The organism is Gryllotalpicola reticulitermitis, assembly GCF_042651345.1.
GTDB classification, from domain to species: Bacteria; Actinomycetota; Actinomycetes; order Actinomycetales; family Microbacteriaceae; genus Gryllotalpicola; species Gryllotalpicola reticulitermitis.
This window is the reverse complement of sequence record NZ_JBHSCN010000023.1, coordinates 160874-181307: the sequence shown is the minus strand read 5'-3', so window position 1 is coordinate 181307 and position 20434 is coordinate 160874. Positions and strand designations below refer to the sequence as shown.

Genomic DNA, 20434 nt, shown 5'->3' with positions numbered 1-20434 from the left:
GCTGCCGGGCACGACGCTCGCGATCGCCCCGCCGACCGCGCTCGCAACCCGCTCTCGCACCGCCGCAGCGCCCGCCGGATCGCCCTTCGAGCGCTCCTCGATCACACGCTCGAGCATGCTCGTCGCGAATGTGACCCCCGCCGCCTTGATCACCTGCAGATCGACCGGCGCGAGCAACCGCGGCTTCTCCACGTCGCCCGCGAACGTTGCGGCGACCACGTCGTCCAGCGACCAGGAGCGGTCGCCCTCGAATCCGCGCACGAACTCGACGACCTCGTCGCGCTCCAACAGCCCCGCGACCGTCGCCGCGCCGCCGGTCAGGTCCACGAGCCGGTCCCCGCGCACGGCGACGACGCACGGGCCGCCGACAGCCGGGTCGAACAACCGGCCGACGAGCGTCGCCGAGTCAGCAGGAAGCGTCGCCGAGACAAGCGCGGCGCCATAAAGTACTTCGGAAGTCAATGTCGTCCTTCGGGTTCAACCGCGTGTCGGGACCCGGTGTACAGCGGGGCCCCGACACGGCGGAGGTCACAGTGCTGCGTAGTACGTCTCGATAGCGTCGACGTCGACCGTCTGATCGGCTGGCTTGCCGAGGCGTTCGTACTTGTCACGCCGAGAGCGCATGTCCGCGAGCAAGATCGCCTTGGCGTGCTTCGCCACTTCAAGCGCGACGTCTCGAGGCACGACGACGACGCCGTCATCGTCGGCACCGACGATGTCGCCGGGGTTCACCTGAACTCCACCGCAGGCGATCGTGGTCTGCGTCTCGATGGCCTGGATGCGACCGGGGATGATCGTGCGACCGCGGTGGCGTGCCACAACAGGGGTGCGCTGCAGTTCGACCTCAGCGGTGTCACGGCAGTATCCGTCGGTGATGATGCCGACGGCGCCCGCGATGATTGCGCCCATGCTGTTCTCGGACCCCCAAAAACCGACCTCGGGGCCGCCGCCGGCGTCCATCACGACGACGTGGCCCGGCTTCAGGTCGTTCGGGAGTCGCGCCGGCGGATTCTGCTCAAACCAGATGCCGTGGGCGTGAACGATGTCGTCGGTGGACTCAAGCTTCCACATCGGCTTGTTCGACGGAACGGCACGGATGGTCGCCGCCTCGCCCCAGAATCTCATGCCGCTCCATAGCGGCCGAACCTCAGGGTCCATGAGACCGATATTGAAGTACCCGATGCCGTCGAGTGCGTCGACGACGTCGACGACGCGAAGGTGTTGATAGAGGCTGGCGAGTTCGCTCGGGTCGGCCTTCTCGTACGTGACCGTGGTGTTGGTGGGACTGGTGAGTGTCATCTTCCGCTTTCTTCTTTCTTGCTCTTCTCGTCATTCCCGGATGGAACGTGAGGTGGTGATAGCCGGTACCACGTGGTGGCGGTTCCACCCGAGATCCGGCCCTGGTCTTCGTGGTCGGGGAACGCGTGCGCGACGAGGGCGCTGAGGTCTGCCCATGCAGTCGCGTAGTCGGCGCGCAGGAGCACCACTGGCCAGTTGCTCGCAAGCATCAACCGCTGTGCCCCGAAGAGCGCAGCCACATGGTCCACGTACTTCTCGAGCTCGGAGTATTTCCACGCGCCCCAGGCGGTCAGCGCGTCGATGCCGACGGAGACTTTGACCGCGACATCAGGGTTCTGGGCAAGCTCGGCGATGTTCGCCGCCCACGGGTCCCACCCGAGGGTGTCGATCGGCGGCCGGCCGAGGTGGTCGATGATGATTCGCAACTCGGGCACTTCCTCGGCGAGCGCGATCACGTGCCGGGTCTGCGCCGCGGTGATGGGCACGACGTCCCAGCTGAGCCCTCGATCTGCCACTTCGCGGAACAACGTCACGGCGTTCGGCTGCGTGATCCAGTCCAAAGGGTCGTCCGCGATGAGGCAGCGTACGCCCACGAGCTTGTCGATCATCAAACGGTCGAGCTCCGCGAGCGCGGCTCGAGTGTCGCGGATCGGCAGCCACGCGACGACCCCCGCGACGCGATCGTGTCGGGCGTAGCTGGCAAGCCGAACGTTCTCTGCCGGCTCGTCGACCGATTGCATGACGACTGTCGCATCGATGCCGGCGTTGTCGAGCTCTGGGTCGAGGTCGGCCGGTTCGAAGTCGCGCTCGAGTGCGGTGTGGGCGTGGGTGCGCCACGGCTGCGCCTGCGCCGCGGTCTTCCAGAAGTGGTGGTGAGCGTCGATCACCGTCATGGCGTTCCTGTCCATTCCGGGCGTCGGTGTTCGACGAACGCCCGCACGCCCTCTCGAAAGTCGGCGCTCCCGTAGCAGAGCTCGAGCAGATCGGTGTCGTCGGGCAGCGAGGAGCTGTCCAGCCGTCGGTTCAGTTCCTTGATCGCGCGCAGCGTGAGGGGTGCGAGGGCGGCGACCTGTTCGGCAAGGGCGGCTGCTGTGACTTCGATCCCTTCGGAGCCTGCGAGCGCGTAGACGAAGCCGCTCGCGACGAGGTTCTCAGCCGGGGTGAGCGAGGCCGTCAGCAGCAGGTTGAGCGTCGCTGCGGCACCGATGCGGATGCGCAGCCGATTCACGACGCCAGCCGGCAGCGTGTTTCCAAGCGTGCGCGCGATCGGTGCGCCGAACTTGGCACGCGGCTCGGCGATGATGAGGTCGCAGTAGGCGGCGACCGCGAGGCCGGCGCCGACCGCAGTGCGTTCGACGGCGGCGATCGTGGGCACGGGAATCGCCGCCAGCGCAGCGAGCACTTTGCCGACCCGCCGTTCGTAGTCAATTCCGGCCGACCCGTCAAACCCGTCGAATTGGGTGATGTCGGTGCCGGCTGCGAACCCGTCCTCAGGGCTTCCACGTAGTACCACCACTCGTACCGTCGGGTCGTCGGCCACGGTGAGTGCGATCTGTTCCAGTTGGTCGTACATTCGCCAGGTGAATGCGTTGCGCTTCCCCGGGTTCGTGATGCGGACGTGCGCGATCGGTCCTGAGCTTTCGACGGTGACGGATGCCTCGCTCATGCGCTCTCCTCGGTGTGCTTGCGCAGGTCGCGGAGTACCTCTTCGGTGTGCTGCCCGAGCAGGGGCGGTGGCGAGCTCAGCCGTGCGGGAGTGCCTGACAGTTTGAGCGGCGAGCCGAGTGCTCGCGTGGTCCCCTCGACGGGGTGTTCGAACTCGATCACCATCCGGCGCGCCTTCACGTGCGGATCGGTCTCGAGCACCTGTTTGTAGTCCCGGATGGGTCCGGCCGGAACGCCGGCAGCCAGCAGCCGGGCGACCCACTCGTCCGTCGTCGCTGCGGCGAACCGTTTCTCAAGTTCCACGGCGAGCTCTGCTCGGTGGTCCATTCGGCGGTTGTTGTCGACGAACCTTGGGTCCGCGAGCAGTTCGGGCGCCTCGAGCACGTCGCACAGGAGTCCCCAGAGTTTCTGGTTGTTCGCGCCAACGGTCAGGTATCCGTCTTGGGTTGCGAGCGCTTGATACGGCGCTGACATGCGGTTGGCGGACCCGAGCGGCTTCGGGCTCTCCCCCGTGGACCAGTACTCGGTCGACTCCCATACCGACATTGCCAGGGCCGATTCGAACAGCGACGTCTCGAGGTATTGTCCGTCGCCGTCGTCGCCGCGGGCGATGAGCGCGGAGAGGATGCCGATGGCGCAGAACATGCCTGCGCCGAGATCTGCGATGGGGATCGCTGACTTCACCGGCTGCCGCCCGGGTTCGCCCATCACGCTCATGACTCCGGTCATCGCCTGGGCGATCAGGTCGTATCCGGGATAGCTGGCGTAAGGCCCGGTCTGCCCGAACCCGGAGATGCTTGCGTAGACGATGCGGGGGTTGATGGCTCTGACATCGTCGTATCCGACGCCGAGGCGCGCGGCGACGCCGGGCCGGAAATTTTCGATGACGACGTCGGCCGTCGCCGCGAGCTCGAGGAAGGTCTGCCGTCCTGCTGCGCTCTTCAGGTCGAGCACGACGCTGCGCTTGTTCCGGTTGAGAGAGAGGAAGGCGCGGCTGTCCTCGCCGATCACCGAATAGCCCCATGACTTCCGGGTTTGGTCGCCGTGATCGGGATTCTCGATCTTGATGACGTCCGCGCCGAGGTCGGCGAGGATCATCGTGCAGAACGGGCCCGACATCACTTGGCTGAGGTCAAGCACGCGGATCCCTCCGAGAGCCGTTCCTGAAGTCTGTCCCGTGGGCTTGCCCGCCGCGTTGCGCACCATGATCCTCACCGTCTCGTCGTCCACTCGTCTACTTCTTCCCGAGGCTTGCGTTCGCTTCGCTGAAGAAGGCGTCAGTCGCCTGCTTTACTGTCTGCTTGCCGAATTCGACGTTCTGGAAGTCACGGGTGAATGCCTCTTCGAATACCGCGTCGTAACCCGCCGGGATCGTCTGCGTCGGCACCTTCTGGTCGAGGATGTACTGGTACTGCTGCAGCTCGGTCTTCACACCGGGTGACGAGGGCGTCGCGATCTGCTGCTTCAACTGCGTCGAGTTGGCTACCGCTCCGTTGTCGGATGCGAAGACGCTCGCCGCCTTGTCGTTGTTCGTCCAGAAGTTGATGTAAGCCGCGGCCGCCGTCACGTTGTTGCAACTCTTCGGGATCGAGTAGCCACTGACGAAGAACATGTTCCCGAGGCCCGCTTTTCCGGTCGCGAAGGTCATGGTTGTCATGTCCGCGCTGGGGTCAGCCGCCTGGATGCCGGCGATCGCGTTGCCCGCGACCTGCTCGCTCAGCAGCTTGTTCTCGGTGACGTAGAACTGTTCGAGTTGCGTCGGCTCGTCCGCATTCGCGGAGGGCGAGTTGGTATAGCCGGCCTTCTGGAAGCCCTGCCACATGTTCCAGTAGTCCTCGAGCACCGACATCGGGAATCCGATCTTGCCCTTGCTGTTGAACATCTTGTAACCATTGGCGATGACGTAAGCCGAGAAGGTCGGCTCGTCCTGCCCCTGGTTGTCCGTGGCGGCAACGCCTTTCGGCAGCTTTGAGGAGGCGTCTTTCAGCCATGCCGTATAGTCGGCCTGGGTGTAGCCGGCCTTGAGCGGTGTGATGCCGTACTGCTTCTCCATCGCCGTGTTCACGGCGATGGCATTCCAAGCCACCCCGAAGGGGATCATGTACAGCTTTCCGTCGGGGCCGTCGCCCGTATCGAGGACGGACTTCGGGATGTCGCTGACGTTGATCTGACCCGACTTCACGAGCGAGTCGAGATCCATGAGCGTGCTATTGCTGGTGTAGTCGTTGAGGCTACGGGTCTGCAGCGTCGTAACGCACGGCATCGACTTGCTTGCGGCCTGCACGTTGAGCTTGTCGAAGTAGGTGCTGAAGTCGCCCGCCGCAGCCTGAACGGTCGTACCGGGGTACTGCTGCTCGAACAGCTTGTCGATCTGGTCATACTTCGTGACACGGCTCGAGGAGCCCCAGTAGCTGAGCTGGATCGAACCGCTGGGCTTTGCGGCGGCGGTCGCCGGGCCGGTCGAGCCGGAGTTACCTGAGCATCCGGCAAGGAGCAGCACCGCGGACACACCCGCTACGACCCCGATGCCGGACCGTTTGGTCAGCTTCATTGCTATACCTTTCACTTGATTCCGGAAGTGGCGATTCCTTCGATGAGCAGCCGTTGAAAGGCCACGAAGAAACCGACCAGTGGTGCGAGCGACAATGTCGCCATGGCGAACAAGGCGCCGTAGGAGCTCTGTCCGCCGGTCGCGTCGAGGAAGGCGTTGAGCCCGAGGGGCACGGTCCACTCGCTCGTGTTGCTGAGGTAGAGCAGCGGCCCAAGGAAGTCGTTCCACGAGTTGATGAAGGTGAACAGCGCCGTGGTGCCGATCGCTGGCAACGCAAGCGGCATGATGATCCGTACGAAGATCTGCCAGTGACTGGCGCCGTCGATGCGCGCGGCGTCGTCGAGATCGGTCGGCAGCGCGCGGATGAATTGGACCATCAGGAACACGAAGAACGCGTCCGTGCCGAGGAAGTGCGGCAGGATCAGCGGCACGAACGTGTTGATCAGGTTCAGCTTGTTGAAGAGGATGTACTGCGGCACGAGTGTGACGTGGTACGGCAGCAGCAAAGTGCCGAGGAGCACCGCGAACAGCAGGCGCTTGAGGGGGAACTCGAGCCGGGCGAAGGCGTAGGCCGTCAGCGAACAGGCGATGAGGTTTCCGACCACGGACAGCCCGGAGATGGTGACCGAGTTCAGGAAGTACCTCGAGAAGCTCAGCGCCCCGCCGCCCGTCCAGCCGTGGACATAGTTGGCGAAGGTGAGATTGCCGGAGAACAGCCCGAGGCTGCGGAAGATCTCGTTGTTGGGCCGAAGTGATGCCCCGACCATCCACAGCAGCGGATAGAGCATCGCGAACAGGATCAGGATGAGCACGAAGTGCCGCAGGACCGAGATCCAGACCTTGTTCTTGGGTTTCTTGATCAGCCGCGCCATGGCCGCCGTCTTCGGCGACGTCGAACTCAGCGTTGTCATCAGCGGTCTCCGTAGTGAACCCAGTAGCGAGCGGTGAAGAAGAGGAAGCCGGTGAACGCGGCCAGTACCACGACGAGCACCCAGGCCATCGCGCTGGCGTAGCCCATGTTCAGCTGGGTGAAGCCCTGCTGGTACAGGTAGAGCGTGTAGAACAAGGTCGAGTCGGACGGCCCGCCGGTCCCGCCGCTGATCACGTATGCGCCCGTGAACGCCTGGAAGGCGTGCACCGTGTCGAGTAGCACGTTGAAGAAGATCAGCGGGCTCATCGAGGGCAGCGTGATGCTGAGGAAACGCCGGACCCGGCCGGCGCCGTCGACGGACGCCGCCTCGTAGAGCTCCTGCGGTACCTGCCTCAGCCCAGCGAGGAAGATGATCATGGTCGAGCCAAAGGCCCACGCGTTCAGGCTGATGATGACGTACAGCGCGGTCGACGGGTTGCCGATCCAGCTGCCGTGCTGAATGCCGATGGCAGCGAGGGCGTTATTGATCAGTCCGGAGTTGCCGAACACCTGACGCCACAGGGTCGCCACAGCGACGCTCGCGCCGAGCAGGGACGGCAGGTAGAACAGCGCGCGATATGCGGTGATGAACTTGATGCTCGCGTTGAGCACCATCGCCACGGCCATCGAGACGATCAAGACCACAGGGACCGACACCACGACGTAGACGAGCGTCACGTGCACCGATTGCCAGTACCGGGAGTCGCCTGCCATCTGCACGAAGTTCGCGAAGCCCGCCCACTGGGGCGAGCTCAGGAGGTTGTAGCTGGTGAATGAGAGGTACAGCGAGTAGATCATCGGCCCGAGGGTGAGCCCGAGAAGCCCGATGAGCCACGGCAACATGAAAACGTAGGCCGTGCGGCCTTCCTTCGCACGCAGCGGATTCTTGTGCCGACCTGACGTGTTGTTCAGACGACGTCGACCGAGTGCGCGAAGGCCGCCGGCTAGTGCGGTGGGTGCGCTCACGCGTCCTCTCCTTTCCTGGTTGTGGTCGCGTGCGACTCGACCGTTCTGGCTATCGTCTGGGAGAGCAGGCCGGCGAACGGAAGCTCAACGTCCGCTTCCCGCCCGGCGGCGAGGATCTCCCAGATGTCCTTCGACCACGGGCGGTCCGAGATGAGCACGCCCGCGGCGTCGTAATCGGAGGCGACCGCGTCGAAGAATCCCCAGTTGCGTCCCACCCAGGTATCGCCGGTGCCCGCGGCGAACGCTTCGAGTGCGGCTGTGTCCGTGACGCCGTGCGATGCGGCCAGGCGAAGCCCCTCGGTCAGGCCCGCGAGAGTGGCGAACATCACGAGCTGATTGGCCAGCTTGGTCGCCGACGCTGCGCCGACGCTGCCGAGCTCGAAGGACTGTCGGGCGAGGTCGGCGATGAGTTCGCTGATACCGCTGATCGCCGCGGGCTGACCGCCGAGCATCACTGCGAGATCCCCATGCAACGCACGCTCGGCGCCGCCGCTTACCGGTGCTTCCACAAACGAGGCGCCGCGCGCTTCGACCGTCGCGGCGAGCGCCTTGGCCTCTGCAGGCAGAACGGTGCTGTGGACGACTACCGTGTGAAAAGGGCCCAGGCGCGAGGCGAGCCCTTCCTCGAGTACGGTCCGAATTGCCTGGGCATCGGGTACGGCGAAGCAGACGATCCCGACGTCGGCGAGACCGGCGGGATTAGTCTGGACGGCTCCGGCATCTATGAGGGGCCCAACGCGCGCGGCCTTGGTATCCGCGACGCGAAGGTCCCAGCCACGCTCGAGCAACCGTAGGGCGATGGCGCGTCCGAGGTTCCCCAAGCCGACGACCGCGGCACCATTGTCACGAGACACTCGCTCGTCCTCCTCATCATCGAGTGGCGATTTCGCGGACCATGGCCGCATTGACTAATGTCTACAACAGTCAATCTACAGAATGCAAGAGTTTCGGAAGAACGCTAGATTCTGTCCAACAGCGCCGCATCCAGCGGAGGAGCAAGGAGAACGAGGATGGACGTGAGGTCAGACGACACGCGCCTCCAGGCGCCGAGCCTGGTGGCACTGGCGGTCAACGCGATCCGAAAGAAGATCCTCGCCGGCGAACTCGAGCAGGGCGAGCGGCTCATCGAGGAACGGCTCACGCAAGAGCTCGACATCAGCCGCCCCCCGCTGCGCGAAGCGATGCGTCTGCTCGAAAACGAAGGACTCATCTACACGCGACCCCGGCGCGGAGCATTCGTCGCCACCCTGACGGACGTCGACGTGTACGAGATCTTGACGCTTCGGTCTGCGCTGGAGCGCACGGCCTTCGAGCTCGGCATACCTGTGCGCGACCCCAAGCTGCTCGATCCAGCCCGCGAGGCGCTCGATGAGATGGATCGCTGCGCTAAGGCTGAGGATCGAGGGGCGCTCGTGGAGGCAGGCTACGCATTTCACTCTCGGCTGATCCGGATCGCCGAGCACCGACGGCTCGAGGACATCTACGCCTCCCTCCAGCAACAGGTCATTCTGTGCATGTCGCGGAACCTGATCGCCCGGGAACGCTTCTACGAAGACCTCGAAGAGCACGTTCGGCGGCACCGTCACCTCTTCGCGCTCGTCGAGTCCGGCGACCAACCCGCCGCCCTCGCGGAGCTGGCCGTACATGGCGAGCGTTCCTTCGACGCGACCATCGTGCGTCGGCACGGGCTCGCGCCGGGCACCGCGATTCCCTACGATGTGACCCGATAGCCCGGATCACCCGGCGAGGTCGGACCACTCCGGCTCGAGCAGAGACCATGGGGCTACCGCCGCCACGCGCCCGCGATCGAGGACGACAACACGATCAGCGCGCTCGAGTACGCTTCGACGCGAAACAGCCGCGACCACCGTGATCTCGCGGCGACGAAGTGCCTGCCACATCGCGACCTCAGTCTCTGGGTCGAGCCCCGATCCGGGGTCGTCGGCGATGAGGAGCTGGGGTTCAGCACTGAGTGCTCGCGCGATGGCAACGCGCTGGGCCTGGCCGCCGGAGAGTCTGCGGCCGCGATGACCTACCTCGTCGGCGAGACGAAGCCGTCGCGGCTCGTGCGCAGAAGGCGCCTCGGACGTGTGGACGCCTAGCCCGGCGTCCGCTGCGGCGGTCGCCACCTCGGAGATCCGTTCCAGCCGACCGAGGTGAATGTTCTCCTCCACCGAACCCGACAGCAGGGCCGGGACTTGCGCCACGTAGGCCATCTGGCCCGGCTCCCTGGCGCGATCGGCAGGCATCGGATTTCCGTTCCACAACACGTCGCCCTTGCTGCTGCGCAGCCCCGCAAGACCCGCCAACAGCGAGCTCTTGCCGGAGCCGACGCGTCCGATGACGGCGATGAATTCTCCGCGGGAGACCGTGAGGCGGACATCCGTCACCGCGCGGGACCCATCGGCATGCGATACGGTGAAGTCGCGCACGGCCAGTTCCCGCAGCTCGATCGGCGCAGCGGCGGCAGCGGCTGCCGATCTTCCGCGGCCCAGATCCACGCCCGCGGGCAGGCTGGCAAGCGGCTCGGTGCCCGCAAGCCGCGCGACTGCGCTGAGCCACGACCGCGTGGCGGGCGTTCCCGTGACCACCTGCCCGGTGACGAAGCCGAACCAGGAGAAGTTCCCCAGCACGGTATTCAGCAGCAGTGCGGTCGGAAGGGTCCACTGTCCCGAGGTGTGCAGAGCCCATCCCACTACGACACCGAGCTGCACGAGCAGGCCCGTCGTCAGCCAGGGAAGACTGCCGACCGTGTTCTCGCGGATTGACGCTGCGATGCGCCTCGCGTCGGCGGACGCCGCGTGCTCGCTAGCCTCGCTCACGACCCCGGCTTGCTTGATGGTCGAAGCGGTCTCAAGCACTGAACCGAGAACGCGAGCCGACGCGGCTCGAGCGTCGACGGCAGCGCGGCCGGCCCGTCCGACAACGCCCACACCGGTGATCGCCACCAGCGCGCACAGCACCATCACGGCGCCGGCGATCAGGCCCGCCGCCCAACCGCCGGCGACAAGGCCGGTCAACACGGCGAACAGGACGCCATAGGGAATGCCGAGCGCCTCATCGGTGAAATTCGCCAGGCGTGTCGAGTCGAACGCCCGCCCCAGTGTCTCGCCAACGGCGGCGGGCGCGGGCGTCCGCCGCCCGAGGCGGCCGCGCAGGATCCCGAGCCGTACGGTCAGGGAGATCGCCGCCATCCAGCGAGGATGCAACCGCGCCGCGATCGCGAGTAACCACGGTGACAACAGCAGACAGAGCGCAAGTGGCAGTGCGAGCTGCCACCCATCTCGGTGAGAGCCGAGCGTCGCAGCAAGCGCCCCCCAGAGAGCACCGGTGACGACACCGTAGGGGCCGATCAGCGTGCCGACGAGCCAACTGAGGTCGCCCCAGAAGCCCCAACGCGGGAACGACACGAGGAACTTCAGCACGGTGCGCGCAAGCGATGGCGACGGGCGCGACTCGTCGGAGGTAGCCGCAAGCGCGGTCGAGGCGTCACCCGCTGAGTCAACGAACCCGTCGGCCGTGCCTTCCGCGACCCCGTCACCGGCTTCTGCCGCTTCGGGCCTGTCAAGCGGCTCGTCCCCGGCCAGGCCGGCTGCTCGCAGCGACGACGCGAACGCGCCTTCCGCCACCGCGAGCTCGTCCCACGAGCCCTGCTCGGCGATTGCGCCACCACTCAGCACCACCAGGCGGTCGGCGTGGCGCACTGTCTCGAGGCGGTGCGCGATGACGACCGCCGTGCGCCCCTCCAGCAGCCGCTCGGTCGCGGTGGTCAGGCGCCGCGCCGTCATTGCGTCCATCCGAGCGGTCGCCTCGTCCAGGACGACCAGAACGGGGTCGCGGATCATGAGCCGCGCAAAGGCGACGAGTTGAGCCTCCCCGGCTGACAGTTCTGTTCCGCCAGCGCCGATGACCGTGTCGAGCCCATCGGGTAGACGCGCGATCCATTCAGTCAAGCCGAGCCGCGTGAACGCGTCCTCCACGTCGGCGCGCGTGGCATCGGCGTAGAGCTGCACGTTGTCCGCGACGCTGCCGGCGATCAGTTCGGTGGTCTGCGCGACGACGGCGCACCGGCGGCGCAGCGACGGCAACGCGAAGTCGAGGACGTCGTGGCCGTCGAACAGGATCTCGCCGCGGCGTGGCTCGATCGCGCGCAGTAACAGCTTCGCGAGGGTCGACTTGCCCGAGCCGGTGCGGCCGACGAGCGCGAGCGTCTGCCCGGCCGCGACGGTGAGCGAAATAGGCCCGAGCCGGAACCGCCGGTCGAATTCGTGCACGAGCCCGTGCACCACGACGCGCGGCACACGGTGCGGCAGCTCCGCTCCGGAACTAGGCTCCTGCGGCATACGCAGCAGGGCGTTGATGCGCTGCGCGGCCCCCAGCCCGGATTGGATCTGCGGCAGATTCCCCGTGACGTTTGCGAGAGCGCCGACGAAGCCGACGATGAGGAACCACAGCTCGACGATGCGGCCGGTGGTCAAGCCGCCGAACAGCGGCACGCCGGCCGCGGTCGCTGCCGCGAGCAGCGCCACGACGGCGACGAGCGCGTTGAGTAGCATGCCGACCCGCGCCGTAACGCCGACCGCTGCAGCCCCGGTACGGTCGATGCGACGAAGCAGAGCGGAAGCCTGGGTCACGTAGCGCCGCACGACGAACTCCCTTCCCTGTGCGGCCCGGAGATCGTCGCCAGCAGCGATCGCTTCTTCGAGCCCGGCGCCATGGGCTGACCATGCGGCTTCTTCCTGCACTTTGAGCTGTGCGATGCGCCCTGCCCGCCGCCGCACGATGAACACGCAGGCTACGCCGATGGCGAGGAACAGAGGCCACGCAGGCCACCACGAAAGCCCGGCCACGATCCACGAGGCCGAGGCACCGAGGATCGCCTGCCCGGTCCAGAGCGCCGGCCCTCGCACGAGGGCGCCGAGTTGTGCCGGGTCGTCATCGACGCGGTCGATGAGCTCGCCCGCGCCCTGCGTCTGCAGCGTCTCCATCGGCTGCCCCAGCACTCGTGCCAGCAGCGTGCGGCGCACGGCCTGCTCGGCCCGCCCGACCGCGACCGCGAGCGCGCGCCATTGCGCGCCCCCGGCAACGATCTGCGTCAGGTTCACCGCCGCGAGAATCGACACGAGCAACCAGGACGGATGCTCCGCGAGCCGCCCCACGACGACCGCGCCCAGCGCCCCCGTCGTTGCCTGCACGACCCCCGTGACCCCGACGACCATCAGCGAGGCGCTCGCGAGCAAGCGCAAGCTCAGACCCCGCATGAGCGGCCCTTCTCTATCAGCTGCGGGGCGGCCGTGGCCGAATCCCACGAAGCGGCAACGGTGCCGCGGCTCCCCGCCGACTCGCACTTCATAGTGCCACTTTCTAAAGCCGTTTACTTAACGAATTCATCGCGCTAGCGTCGCCCCGTCGAGTGTCGTGGTGACACTGACTGCGAACCAAAGGAGATTCACCATGTCCGAGCCATCTCTCGAACCCCACCGCGGCGTCAGCCGACGCGGACTCCTCCTTGGCGGCGGCATCGCAGCAGCCACGACCGCCGGCGCTGCCTTGCTAAACCCGCTCGCCGCCTCTGCAGCGCCCCGAGCCTCCGCCTCCGGCTCGCTGCCGAATCCGTGGAGCCTCGGCCGCGGGGCGTACGTCTCACGGCACGGCACGGCGCTGCATTCGGGCGGCCAGGCCTGGAAGTTCGGGGGCACCAACACCTACTACCTCCACACCAGTTCGCACTACATGATCGACAGCGCTCTTGACAATGCCGGGCAGGTCGGGCTGAAGGTCGTGCGAGCGTGGGCCTTCAGCGATGGGACGGCCAGCGGGCAGGCAATCGTTCTGCAGTCCGCGCCGTACAAATACGACGAAGCCGCATTCGACTCGCTGGACTATGCGGTCTACAAGGCGGGCCAGTTGGGCATCAGGCTTGTGCTGGCGCTTACGAACAACTGGGGCGACTACGGCGGCATGCCGCAGTACGTGAAATGGTTCCACCCGTCTCTCGCCGACGACGAATACGGTGACTCGACGGGTAACACCCCGAATCACGACCTGTTTTACACCGACCCGGAGATCCGGGCGGCGTATTTCGCCTATGTCACCCACGTAATCACCCGGGTGAACCGTTACACGGGGCTTGCTTATCGCGACGACCCGACAGTCATGACCTGGGAGCTGGCGAACGAGCCGCGCAACCGGTCGGCCGGGACCGGATTCGGAAACGCCAACGGCGCTCCGCTGCGGAGTTGGGCTGACGCCGCGAGCCGACTCGTGAAGCGATTGGCCCCGCACCAGCTCGTGGCGCTCGGTGACGAAGGTCTCGGGCTCGACAAGAGCTCGAGTGACTACCCATATGGGGGCTATGAAGGCAACAACTGGGTGAGCCTCATCTCGCTTCCCGCGATCGACTACGGCACCTTTCACATGTACCCGGTCGGCTGGGGTGAGACGACCGACCCGGTCGGCTGGGGCGATGCGTGGATCGCCGCCCATGCCAAGGCCGCTGCGACGGTCGGCAAGCCCGTCGCTCTCGAGGAGTTCGGTCTGCCGATCGGCCAGTCTCCGGCAAGCACAGACGAGACGACCCGGGACGCCTCATACCAGAGCTGGCTCAGTACGGTGGAGTCCTCCGGGATCAACGGTTTCCAGTTCTGGTTGCTGACCGCCCTCACCGACGACGGGGTGCTGTACGGCGATTACGACGGATTCCGGGTCGTCTTCCCCAGTTCGACGGCCACGCTGATGAAGACCGCTGCCGCAATGCTGGCCGGATGAGCCGAGGGCGCCGCGGAAGTTGGAACCGGCCTCGTCCTCGGCGCCAGCGATTGAGCAACCAAGGGTGGTGGCTGCACTTACTCAGCTACCTGCTCAAGCAAATGCACCCCCGCGTCGCTTTTTTCGTAGGGCGCAGTCGAGCCGCGCTCGACCAGCACGGGCGGTTCCGACCACACATCACGAGGAGCCGCACCATCGAGCACGTCGAGCAAGGTACGCGCCGCAAGCTGACCGCGCTGGTGCACGTCATAGCTCATCGCGGAGACTGCGGGCCTCGCCAAGCGGCAGTGTTGAGAATCGTCCCACGCGAGAATCGACAGCCGGTGCGGTACCTCGACGCCGAACTCGCGCGCGACCGAGAGCCCGGCGATCGCCATGCTGTCGTTGTCGTAGACGATTGCGGTCGGCGGATCGGCTGCCCGCAGCAGTCGAGCTGTCGCGGCCGCACCGGTCTCGGCGGAATAGTCGCCCTCCTCCAGCAGCGCTTCCATACTCAATTCGGTGGTGGCGTCGATGAAGCCACGCGTGCGCTCAAGAGTGTGCTTGAGCGTCGCGGGCCCTGCCACGCGGGCGATCCGGCGATGCCCGAGTTCCGCAAGCCTGCTGACCGCATCCCGAATCGGCCCATACCCGTCCGTGCGAAGTGCGGGTAGCAGAGATGGGTCGTCGGGCTCGCCGAGGATGATCCCCGGCAGACCGAGTTCGGCAAGCAGCGCCGGCCGAGGGTCCCGAGTTACGAGGTCGACGAGGACCACGCCCCGCACGACGCCTGTCCTCGCCCAATGGCGGTAGCTTTCCAACTCGCGTGGCATACCGTCGACGACCTGCATGAGGACGTGCAGCCCACGTGGCTCGAATGTCTCCTCCATGCCGCCGATCAGCTCGCCGTAGAACGGCTCTGCTGCGAGCTGGCGTGGCGACCGGCGCAGCACGATGCCCACCGTCGCCGCGGTGCGATCGGTCATGCAGATCGGCCCTTCACTCGGAGGCCCGCCGGGCGCGCAAGCCGTTCGCGGTGCTGAGCACGGGCCACACAGTGAACGCCGCGGGGTCGACCCGAGCGGACGACACGATCTCAAACCGAGTGCTTTCACCTGCGGGCAGGGTAATCAGCCCGCGGTCCACGCGTGCCTGCGGGTCGACTCGGTCGACCTGCAGGAAGATGTCGCGCACCAGCGTGTGGGCTGTCACTGTCACAGCGTAACCACCCTCGGTCTGCTCGGCATGGGCCTCGAACGCATCGTGGTTGAGGGCCTGAGCGACGACTTCGGCGGGATGCCATACGGCCACCTCGAAGCCGGAGGAGTCTGCGACCGGAGCCGCGACGATGACCTCGCCCGCCGGGTCGCCCACGGCGAGTACGTCGGGCGGCAGTTCGAGTTTGAGCGTGCGGCGCGCGGCAACCACCGCCGTGAGCGACGCCTTCGCGAGAACCCGACCGTCGAGGCTCTGACGGGTCACGTCGAAAGCGCCATCGAAGTCAGCATCCGTATCGTTCAGCAGGACGAGCGCGAGCAGGTCGTTGTCAGGCGCGGCCCCCTCGAACGCGGCCTCGACGGCCGCCGCCGACGGGCGCGGTTGGAGCGTGGCGAGGCGCGGCGCGTAGGCGGATCGCAGCGCAAACCAGAGCGGCTTGCGGTGCTCGTCAAAATCGACGGCCGCCCATGAGACGACCGGCCAGTTGTCGTTCAGCTGCCAGAGGATCGTTCCGGTGTTGTGCGGAGTGAGCGACCGGAAGTGCTCGATGCCGAACCGGACCGCGTGCGCCTGGTTGAGCTGCATCGCCCAGTGCCAGTCGTCGATCGATGCGGGTGCCGGAAGGTGCGGACGTGCACCCCGCTCGAGCTTGTCGTTGCCCAGGTGCGCCTTCTGGTGCACGAGCATCTCGTGCCCGAACGGGTCGAGCGGTTCATCGTGCACCACGCGTGCGAGCGTCGACCATGCCGGCGGCCCTTGGAACCCGAACTCGGAGACGAAGCGGGGCGTATAGCTGCGGTACGCGGTGTAGTCACGCTGGTTCCACACGTCCCAGATGTGCATAGTCCCGTTGCGCGGGTCGTTCGGGTGCAGATACTCACCGAAGCTGAACGGCGATGCGGGCGAGTACGCGCGCGTTGGGTCGAGTTCGGCCAGCAGCTGGGGGAACAGCCCCCGGTAGTACCCGTTGCCCCACGTCCGACCATTCAGAAGCCCAGGCCAGCCCCAATCAGCGTAGGCCCAGATGTTCTCGTTGTTGCCGTTCCAGATCACGAGGGACGGATGCGATGACAGCCGGGCGATCTGCTCGCGGGCCTCCGCTTCGATCTCACGCGCGAGGTGGTCCTCTTCCGCGTACGCTGCGCAGGCGAGCAGGAAGTCCTGCCAGACAAGCAGCCCGAGCTCGTCGGCGCGATCGTAGAAGTCGTCGGATTCATAGATGCCGCCGCCCCACACCCGGATGAGATTGACGTTGCCTTCCACCGCGTCTGCCAATCGGCGGGCGTAGCGCTCGCTGTCGATCTCCGTGAGGAATGCGTGGTCGGGAATCCAGTTCACACCGCGTATGAGCACCAGCTGGTCGTTCACCAGTACTTCGAACGGCCTCCCCGCCCGGTCCGGCGCGGTGTTGAGACGGACAGTGCGGAATCCGACGCGGCCGCGCCACTCTGCGTCGCCGGCGCAGACGGTCACGCTGTAGAGGGGCTGCTCGCCGTGGCCGACGGGCCACCAGAGACGCGCGTCAGGCACGGACGCGCGTAGAACCGCAGCCGAGGCATCCGCCGGCAGATCCGTCACTGCGGTGATGTCCTGATCGAAGCCCGTCACCCGCACGACGACACCGAGTTCCGCCGCAGCGGCCGTGCCGTCTCTCTCGAGCTCGACGTGAGCCGTCAGCACGCCTGCGCCGCCACCGTCGACTGAGACCAGCGGCCGCACGGAATCAATGCGCACCCCCGACCATGAGTCGATGCCGATCTCCTTCCAGATGCCGACTCCGGCGACGTCGATCCCCCAGTCCCACCCGAAGTGCGAGGCGGTCTTGCGCAGCTGGTTGTACTCGTGGTGGTTGACCCGAGGCAGCGCACCGTGTTCCTCGGCGCGTGAGGTGACCTCGGGGACCGGGGCCGCGAACTCGATAACGAGTTCGTTCTCGCCGTCGCGCAACAGCTCGGCGACCGGCCAGCGATACGAGCGGTGCTGATTCTCGGTCCGTGCGATGGTGACTCCGTTGAGGAGGACCGTCGCCACCGTGTCGAGTCCGTACGCGACGAGATCGTGCCGGGTGCTGCCGTCGTCGCGCCAGGAGAAGCTGGTCGTGTATCGCCACGCAGTGTCGCCGATCCATTGCTGCGCGGCTTCGTTGTCGCCGTCGAACGGGTCGGCGATGAGTCCTGCACGCAGCAGATCGGTGTGGATCACGCCTGGCACGACCGCCGGAATCGGACCGTCCGGAAAATTCTCAGGCGTGGAACCCGACAGCGGGGTGACGGTCCAGCCCTCACTGATCGACGTGAAGGTAGCGGGGTGGTGGCTCATGAGGTGCTTTCTGTTGTCAAAGTTGGGGCGCGGCGGTCGACGCCCGGTTACGCGCCGGACAGCTGCTTGAGTCGTAGTTCGGGGTTCGGGGCAGCGGCCGCAAGCTTCTTCGTGTACTCGTGCTGCGGGTTGAGGATCACCTCGTCCGCGGGGCCGCGCTCGACGATCTGGCCCTTGAACATGACCAGGATCTCGTCGCTGAAGTGCCGCGCCGTCGCGAGGTCGTGGGTGATGTACAGCACCCCGAGGTTGTCCTCACGTTGCAGGTCGGCGAGGAGGTTCAGCACACCGAGACGAATCGAGACGTCGAGCATGGAGACGGGCTCGTCGGCGATCAGCATCGTGGGTTGAGGAGCAAGAGCCCGCGCGATTGCGACCCGCTGGCGCTGACCGCCGGAGAGTTCGTGCGGATGCTTCGCCGCGACCTCGTCTGCGGGCGTCAGTCGCACCCGCTCGAGCAGTCGCCGCACCTGAGCATCGATGTCGCTCTTGTCTTTGGCCCGCTTGTGGATCTTGAGCGGCCTCGCAAGGTGGTGGGCGATCGAGTGGTACGGATTGAGTGACGCGAAGGGGTCCTGGAACACCATCTGGACGTGGTGCCGGTAGTCGCGCAGGCCCGCGCCGCGATGCTTGATCGGGCTTCCGTCCAGCAGGATCTGACCCGAGGTGGGCCGCTCAAGCTGTAGCAGCAGCTTGGCGATCGTCGATTTGCCCGAACCGGACTGCCCGACGAGTGCAACGGTCTTGCCCGACTCGACCGAGAAGCTGACGTCGTTGACCGCCAGCAGCTTCCCCGACCTGCCGCGCTCGCCGCGGATGCGGTACTCCTTAGTGACGTTGCGGAATTCGAGCGTGCTCACGACGTCGCCACCTCCTGATCGATTTCGGTCTGGGTCGTCTCGTTGAGACGGTCGTCGGAGACGCCCGTGCGGATGAAGTCTCCTCGCTCGCCGGTCAGTGATGGGAACGAGGCGAGCAGGCGCTTGGTGTACTCGTTCTGCGGATTCGTGTAGAGCTCGTAGGCGCTGTTCAACTCGACGATCTCCCCGGCCTTCATGACTGCGATGCGATCGCTGATCTCGAGCAGCAGCGGCAGGTCGTGGGTGATGAAGATGACGGCGAACCCGAGCTCCGAACGCAAGCGGGTGATCTCGTCGAGGATCTCGCGCTGAACCACGACATCGAGTGCGGTGGTCGGCTCGTCCATGATCATCACCTGCGGGTCGAGTGCCATCGCCATGGCGATCATCACGCGCTGCCGCATGCCGCCAGAGAGCTCGTGCGGGAAAGAGCTGAGACGGGAGCGCTCGACGCCGACGCGCTCCAGCAGGTCCCCGCACTTTCGCACCCGCTCTTCGCGGCTCATTCCTGGGCGGTGAGCGGTGAAGACATCCTCGAGCTGGGCACGGATGCTGATCACCGGGTTCAGCGAGTTCATCGCGCCCTGGAACACCATCGAGATCTTGTCCCATCGGAACTGTCGCAGTTCGTCTCCCGAGAGGGTCGACAGGTCAGCGGTCCAGCCTTCACGGGAATGGAAGTCGACGTGCCCCGTGGAGATCAGGGCCGGCGGTTTCAGCAGGCGCGTGATGCCGTAGGCGAGCGTGGATTTGCCACAGCCGGATTCGCCGGCGAGGCCGAGGATCTCACCGCGTCCCAGGGTGAGCTTCACGTTCTTCACCGCGTGAGTCGTGACCTGGCCCACGTAGTCGATGCTGAAGTCCTCGATCGTGACGACCGGGTCTGCGATGTGACGAGGGGTCGAGGGGTTCATTTCACGTTCTCCTCTTCGAGACGCTTGATTTGAGCTGGCGTGAGGCCCCACTTCCTGCGCTGCGAGCGCGTCGAGTTGCGTAGCTTAGGGTTGATGATCTCGTCGATGGAGAAGTTGATCAGCGACAGCGCGCAGCCGAACAGCGCGATCACGAGCCCCGGCGGAATGAACCACCACCATGCGCCCTGCGTCAGGGCGAGGTCGTTGTTGGCTTGGAACAGGATCGTGCCGAGCGTGAAGGTGCCGCTCGCTCCGAGCCCGAGGAAGGACAGGCCGGCCTCGCCGAGGATCGCGAAGATGATCGCGAACACGAATTGCGATGCCATGACCGGAATGAGGTTGGGCAGGATCTCGACGACCAGGATGCGCCAGGTCGACTCGCCGGAGACCCGTGAGGCGGCGACGTAGTCGCGGTTGCGCACAGACAGAGTGACGGCACGCAGGACGCGCGCGGACCCGGCCCAGCTCGTGATCGCCAGTACGAGGGCGATGAGGAACAGGCCGCGTTGGCTCTGCGGCACGTAATTGCCGATCACGATGACGAGCGGCAGCCCGGGGATGACGAGCACGACGTTCGTGAAGAGCGCGAACCCCTCATCGACGCCTCCGCCGATGTACGCCCCGAGTACGCCGAACAGCGCCGAGAGAACGGTCGCGAGGACTCCGACAGTGAACCCGATGATGAGCGAGCCGCGGGTTCCCCACGCCATCTGCGACCACACGTCTTGGCCAGTCTGCGTGGTGCCGAGCAGATGGCCGTGGCTTCCGGGGGGCGCGAAGGCGAGCGTGCTGATCGCGTTCGGGTCCCCGACCACGAGCGGGCCGATGATGGCCCACAGGATGATCACGGCGGCGATCGCCAGGCCGACGATCAGTTTTGGCGACGGGCTCGGCAACAGCGCTGCGATGCTGCGCCGGGCAGCGGTCGGAGCGACAGACGGTGCGTCGGTGTCGAGGGAGAGAGTGGATGACATTGCGTCCGGTC

At 66.2% G+C, this 20434-nt stretch carries 16 protein-coding genes and 1 pseudogene; 2 read left to right on the top strand and 15 right to left on the bottom strand.

Translation table 11 applies throughout. The annotated features are described in order from the left end of the window. The 9 genes and pseudogenes from ACFOYW_RS18710 to ACFOYW_RS18670 all read right to left on the bottom strand — a co-directional run. A pseudogene (locus ACFOYW_RS18710) lies at positions 1 to 462 on the bottom strand (fumarylacetoacetate hydrolase family protein); the annotation flags it as partial. 66 nt (positions 463 to 528) lie between these two features. Then, complete coding sequence (locus ACFOYW_RS18705; RefSeq protein WP_390232619.1) at positions 529 to 1299, bottom strand: RraA family protein; 771 nt, start codon at positions 1297 to 1299, stop codon at positions 529 to 531. Further along, positions 1296 to 2192, bottom strand: coding sequence for an amidohydrolase family protein (locus tag ACFOYW_RS18700; RefSeq protein ID WP_390232617.1), 897 nt, complete (start codon positions 2190 to 2192; stop codon positions 1296 to 1298). The genes ACFOYW_RS18705 and ACFOYW_RS18700 overlap by 4 nt, the downstream gene beginning before the upstream one ends. Beyond that, the gene (locus ACFOYW_RS18695; RefSeq protein ID WP_390232615.1) at positions 2189 to 2965 is read right to left on the bottom strand and encodes an enoyl-CoA hydratase; all 777 of its coding nucleotides are present in this window, start codon (positions 2963 to 2965) and stop codon (positions 2189 to 2191) included. The genes ACFOYW_RS18700 and ACFOYW_RS18695 overlap by 4 nt, the downstream gene beginning before the upstream one ends. Beyond that, on the bottom strand, positions 2962 to 4194 hold the full coding sequence (locus tag ACFOYW_RS18690) for a CaiB/BaiF CoA transferase family protein (RefSeq protein ID WP_390232613.1): 1233 nt from the start codon (positions 4192 to 4194) through the stop codon (positions 2962 to 2964). Before ACFOYW_RS18690 ends, ACFOYW_RS18695 begins: the two co-directional genes overlap by 4 nt. 4 nt (positions 4195 to 4198) lie before the next feature. Further along, positions 4199 to 5515, bottom strand: coding sequence for an ABC transporter substrate-binding protein (locus ACFOYW_RS18685; protein WP_390232611.1), 1317 nt, complete (start codon positions 5513 to 5515; stop codon positions 4199 to 4201). Between the two features lie 11 nt (positions 5516 to 5526). Further along, positions 5527 to 6426, bottom strand: coding sequence for a carbohydrate ABC transporter permease (locus tag ACFOYW_RS18680; RefSeq protein WP_390232609.1), 900 nt, complete (start codon positions 6424 to 6426; stop codon positions 5527 to 5529). Next, positions 6426 to 7391, bottom strand: a complete 966-nt coding sequence (locus ACFOYW_RS18675) for a carbohydrate ABC transporter permease (RefSeq protein WP_390232607.1) — start codon at positions 7389 to 7391, stop codon at positions 6426 to 6428. Before ACFOYW_RS18675 ends, ACFOYW_RS18680 begins: the two co-directional genes overlap by 1 nt. Next, a complete protein-coding gene (locus ACFOYW_RS18670) occupies positions 7388 to 8245 on the bottom strand; it encodes an NAD(P)-dependent oxidoreductase (RefSeq protein WP_390232604.1) in 858 nt (285 codons plus the stop codon). Before ACFOYW_RS18670 ends, ACFOYW_RS18675 begins: the two co-directional genes overlap by 4 nt. A 156-nt stretch (positions 8246 to 8401) precedes the next feature. Between ACFOYW_RS18670 and ACFOYW_RS18665 the strand changes: the two genes are divergently transcribed. Next, entirely contained in the window at positions 8402 to 9121 is a 720-nt protein-coding gene (locus tag ACFOYW_RS18665; protein WP_390232601.1) for a GntR family transcriptional regulator, read from the top strand. A 6-nt stretch (positions 9122 to 9127) separates the two neighbouring features. Here the strand turns inward: ACFOYW_RS18665 and ACFOYW_RS18660 are convergent, their stop codons facing one another. Beyond that, positions 9128 to 12652, bottom strand: a complete 3525-nt coding sequence (locus tag ACFOYW_RS18660) for an ATP-binding cassette domain-containing protein (protein ID WP_390232598.1) — start codon at positions 12650 to 12652, stop codon at positions 9128 to 9130. Between the two features lie 193 nt (positions 12653 to 12845). Between ACFOYW_RS18660 and ACFOYW_RS18655 the strand changes: the two genes are divergently transcribed. After that, entirely contained in the window at positions 12846 to 14159 is a 1314-nt protein-coding gene (locus tag ACFOYW_RS18655; RefSeq protein ID WP_390232595.1) for a glycoside hydrolase 5 family protein, read from the top strand. Between the two features lie 77 nt (positions 14160 to 14236). Here ACFOYW_RS18655 and ACFOYW_RS18650 read toward each other — a convergent pair whose 3' ends face one another. From ACFOYW_RS18650 to ACFOYW_RS18630, 5 genes are read right to left on the bottom strand one after another with little or no spacing between them, the layout of a single operon-like run. Continuing rightward, the gene (locus ACFOYW_RS18650) at positions 14237 to 15100 is read right to left on the bottom strand and encodes a LacI family DNA-binding transcriptional regulator (RefSeq protein ID WP_390232593.1); all 864 of its coding nucleotides are present in this window, start codon (positions 15098 to 15100) and stop codon (positions 14237 to 14239) included. Between the two features lie 37 nt (positions 15101 to 15137). Further along, positions 15138 to 17675 (bottom strand): glycoside hydrolase family 2 protein, encoded by a 2538-nt coding sequence (locus ACFOYW_RS18645; protein ID WP_390232591.1) that lies wholly within the window; start codon positions 17673 to 17675, stop codon positions 15138 to 15140. A gap of 47 nt (positions 17676 to 17722) precedes the next feature. Further along, positions 17723 to 18535 (bottom strand): ABC transporter ATP-binding protein, encoded by an 813-nt coding sequence (locus ACFOYW_RS18640; RefSeq protein ID WP_390232589.1) that lies wholly within the window; start codon positions 18533 to 18535, stop codon positions 17723 to 17725. Further along, complete coding sequence (locus tag ACFOYW_RS18635) at positions 18532 to 19449, bottom strand: ABC transporter ATP-binding protein (protein ID WP_390232586.1); 918 nt, start codon at positions 19447 to 19449, stop codon at positions 18532 to 18534. Before ACFOYW_RS18635 ends, ACFOYW_RS18640 begins: the two co-directional genes overlap by 4 nt. After that, positions 19446 to 20423, bottom strand: coding sequence for an ABC transporter permease (locus ACFOYW_RS18630; RefSeq protein ID WP_390232583.1), 978 nt, complete (start codon positions 20421 to 20423; stop codon positions 19446 to 19448). Before ACFOYW_RS18630 ends, ACFOYW_RS18635 begins: the two co-directional genes overlap by 4 nt. Between the last annotated feature and the right edge of the window lie 11 nt (positions 20424 to 20434).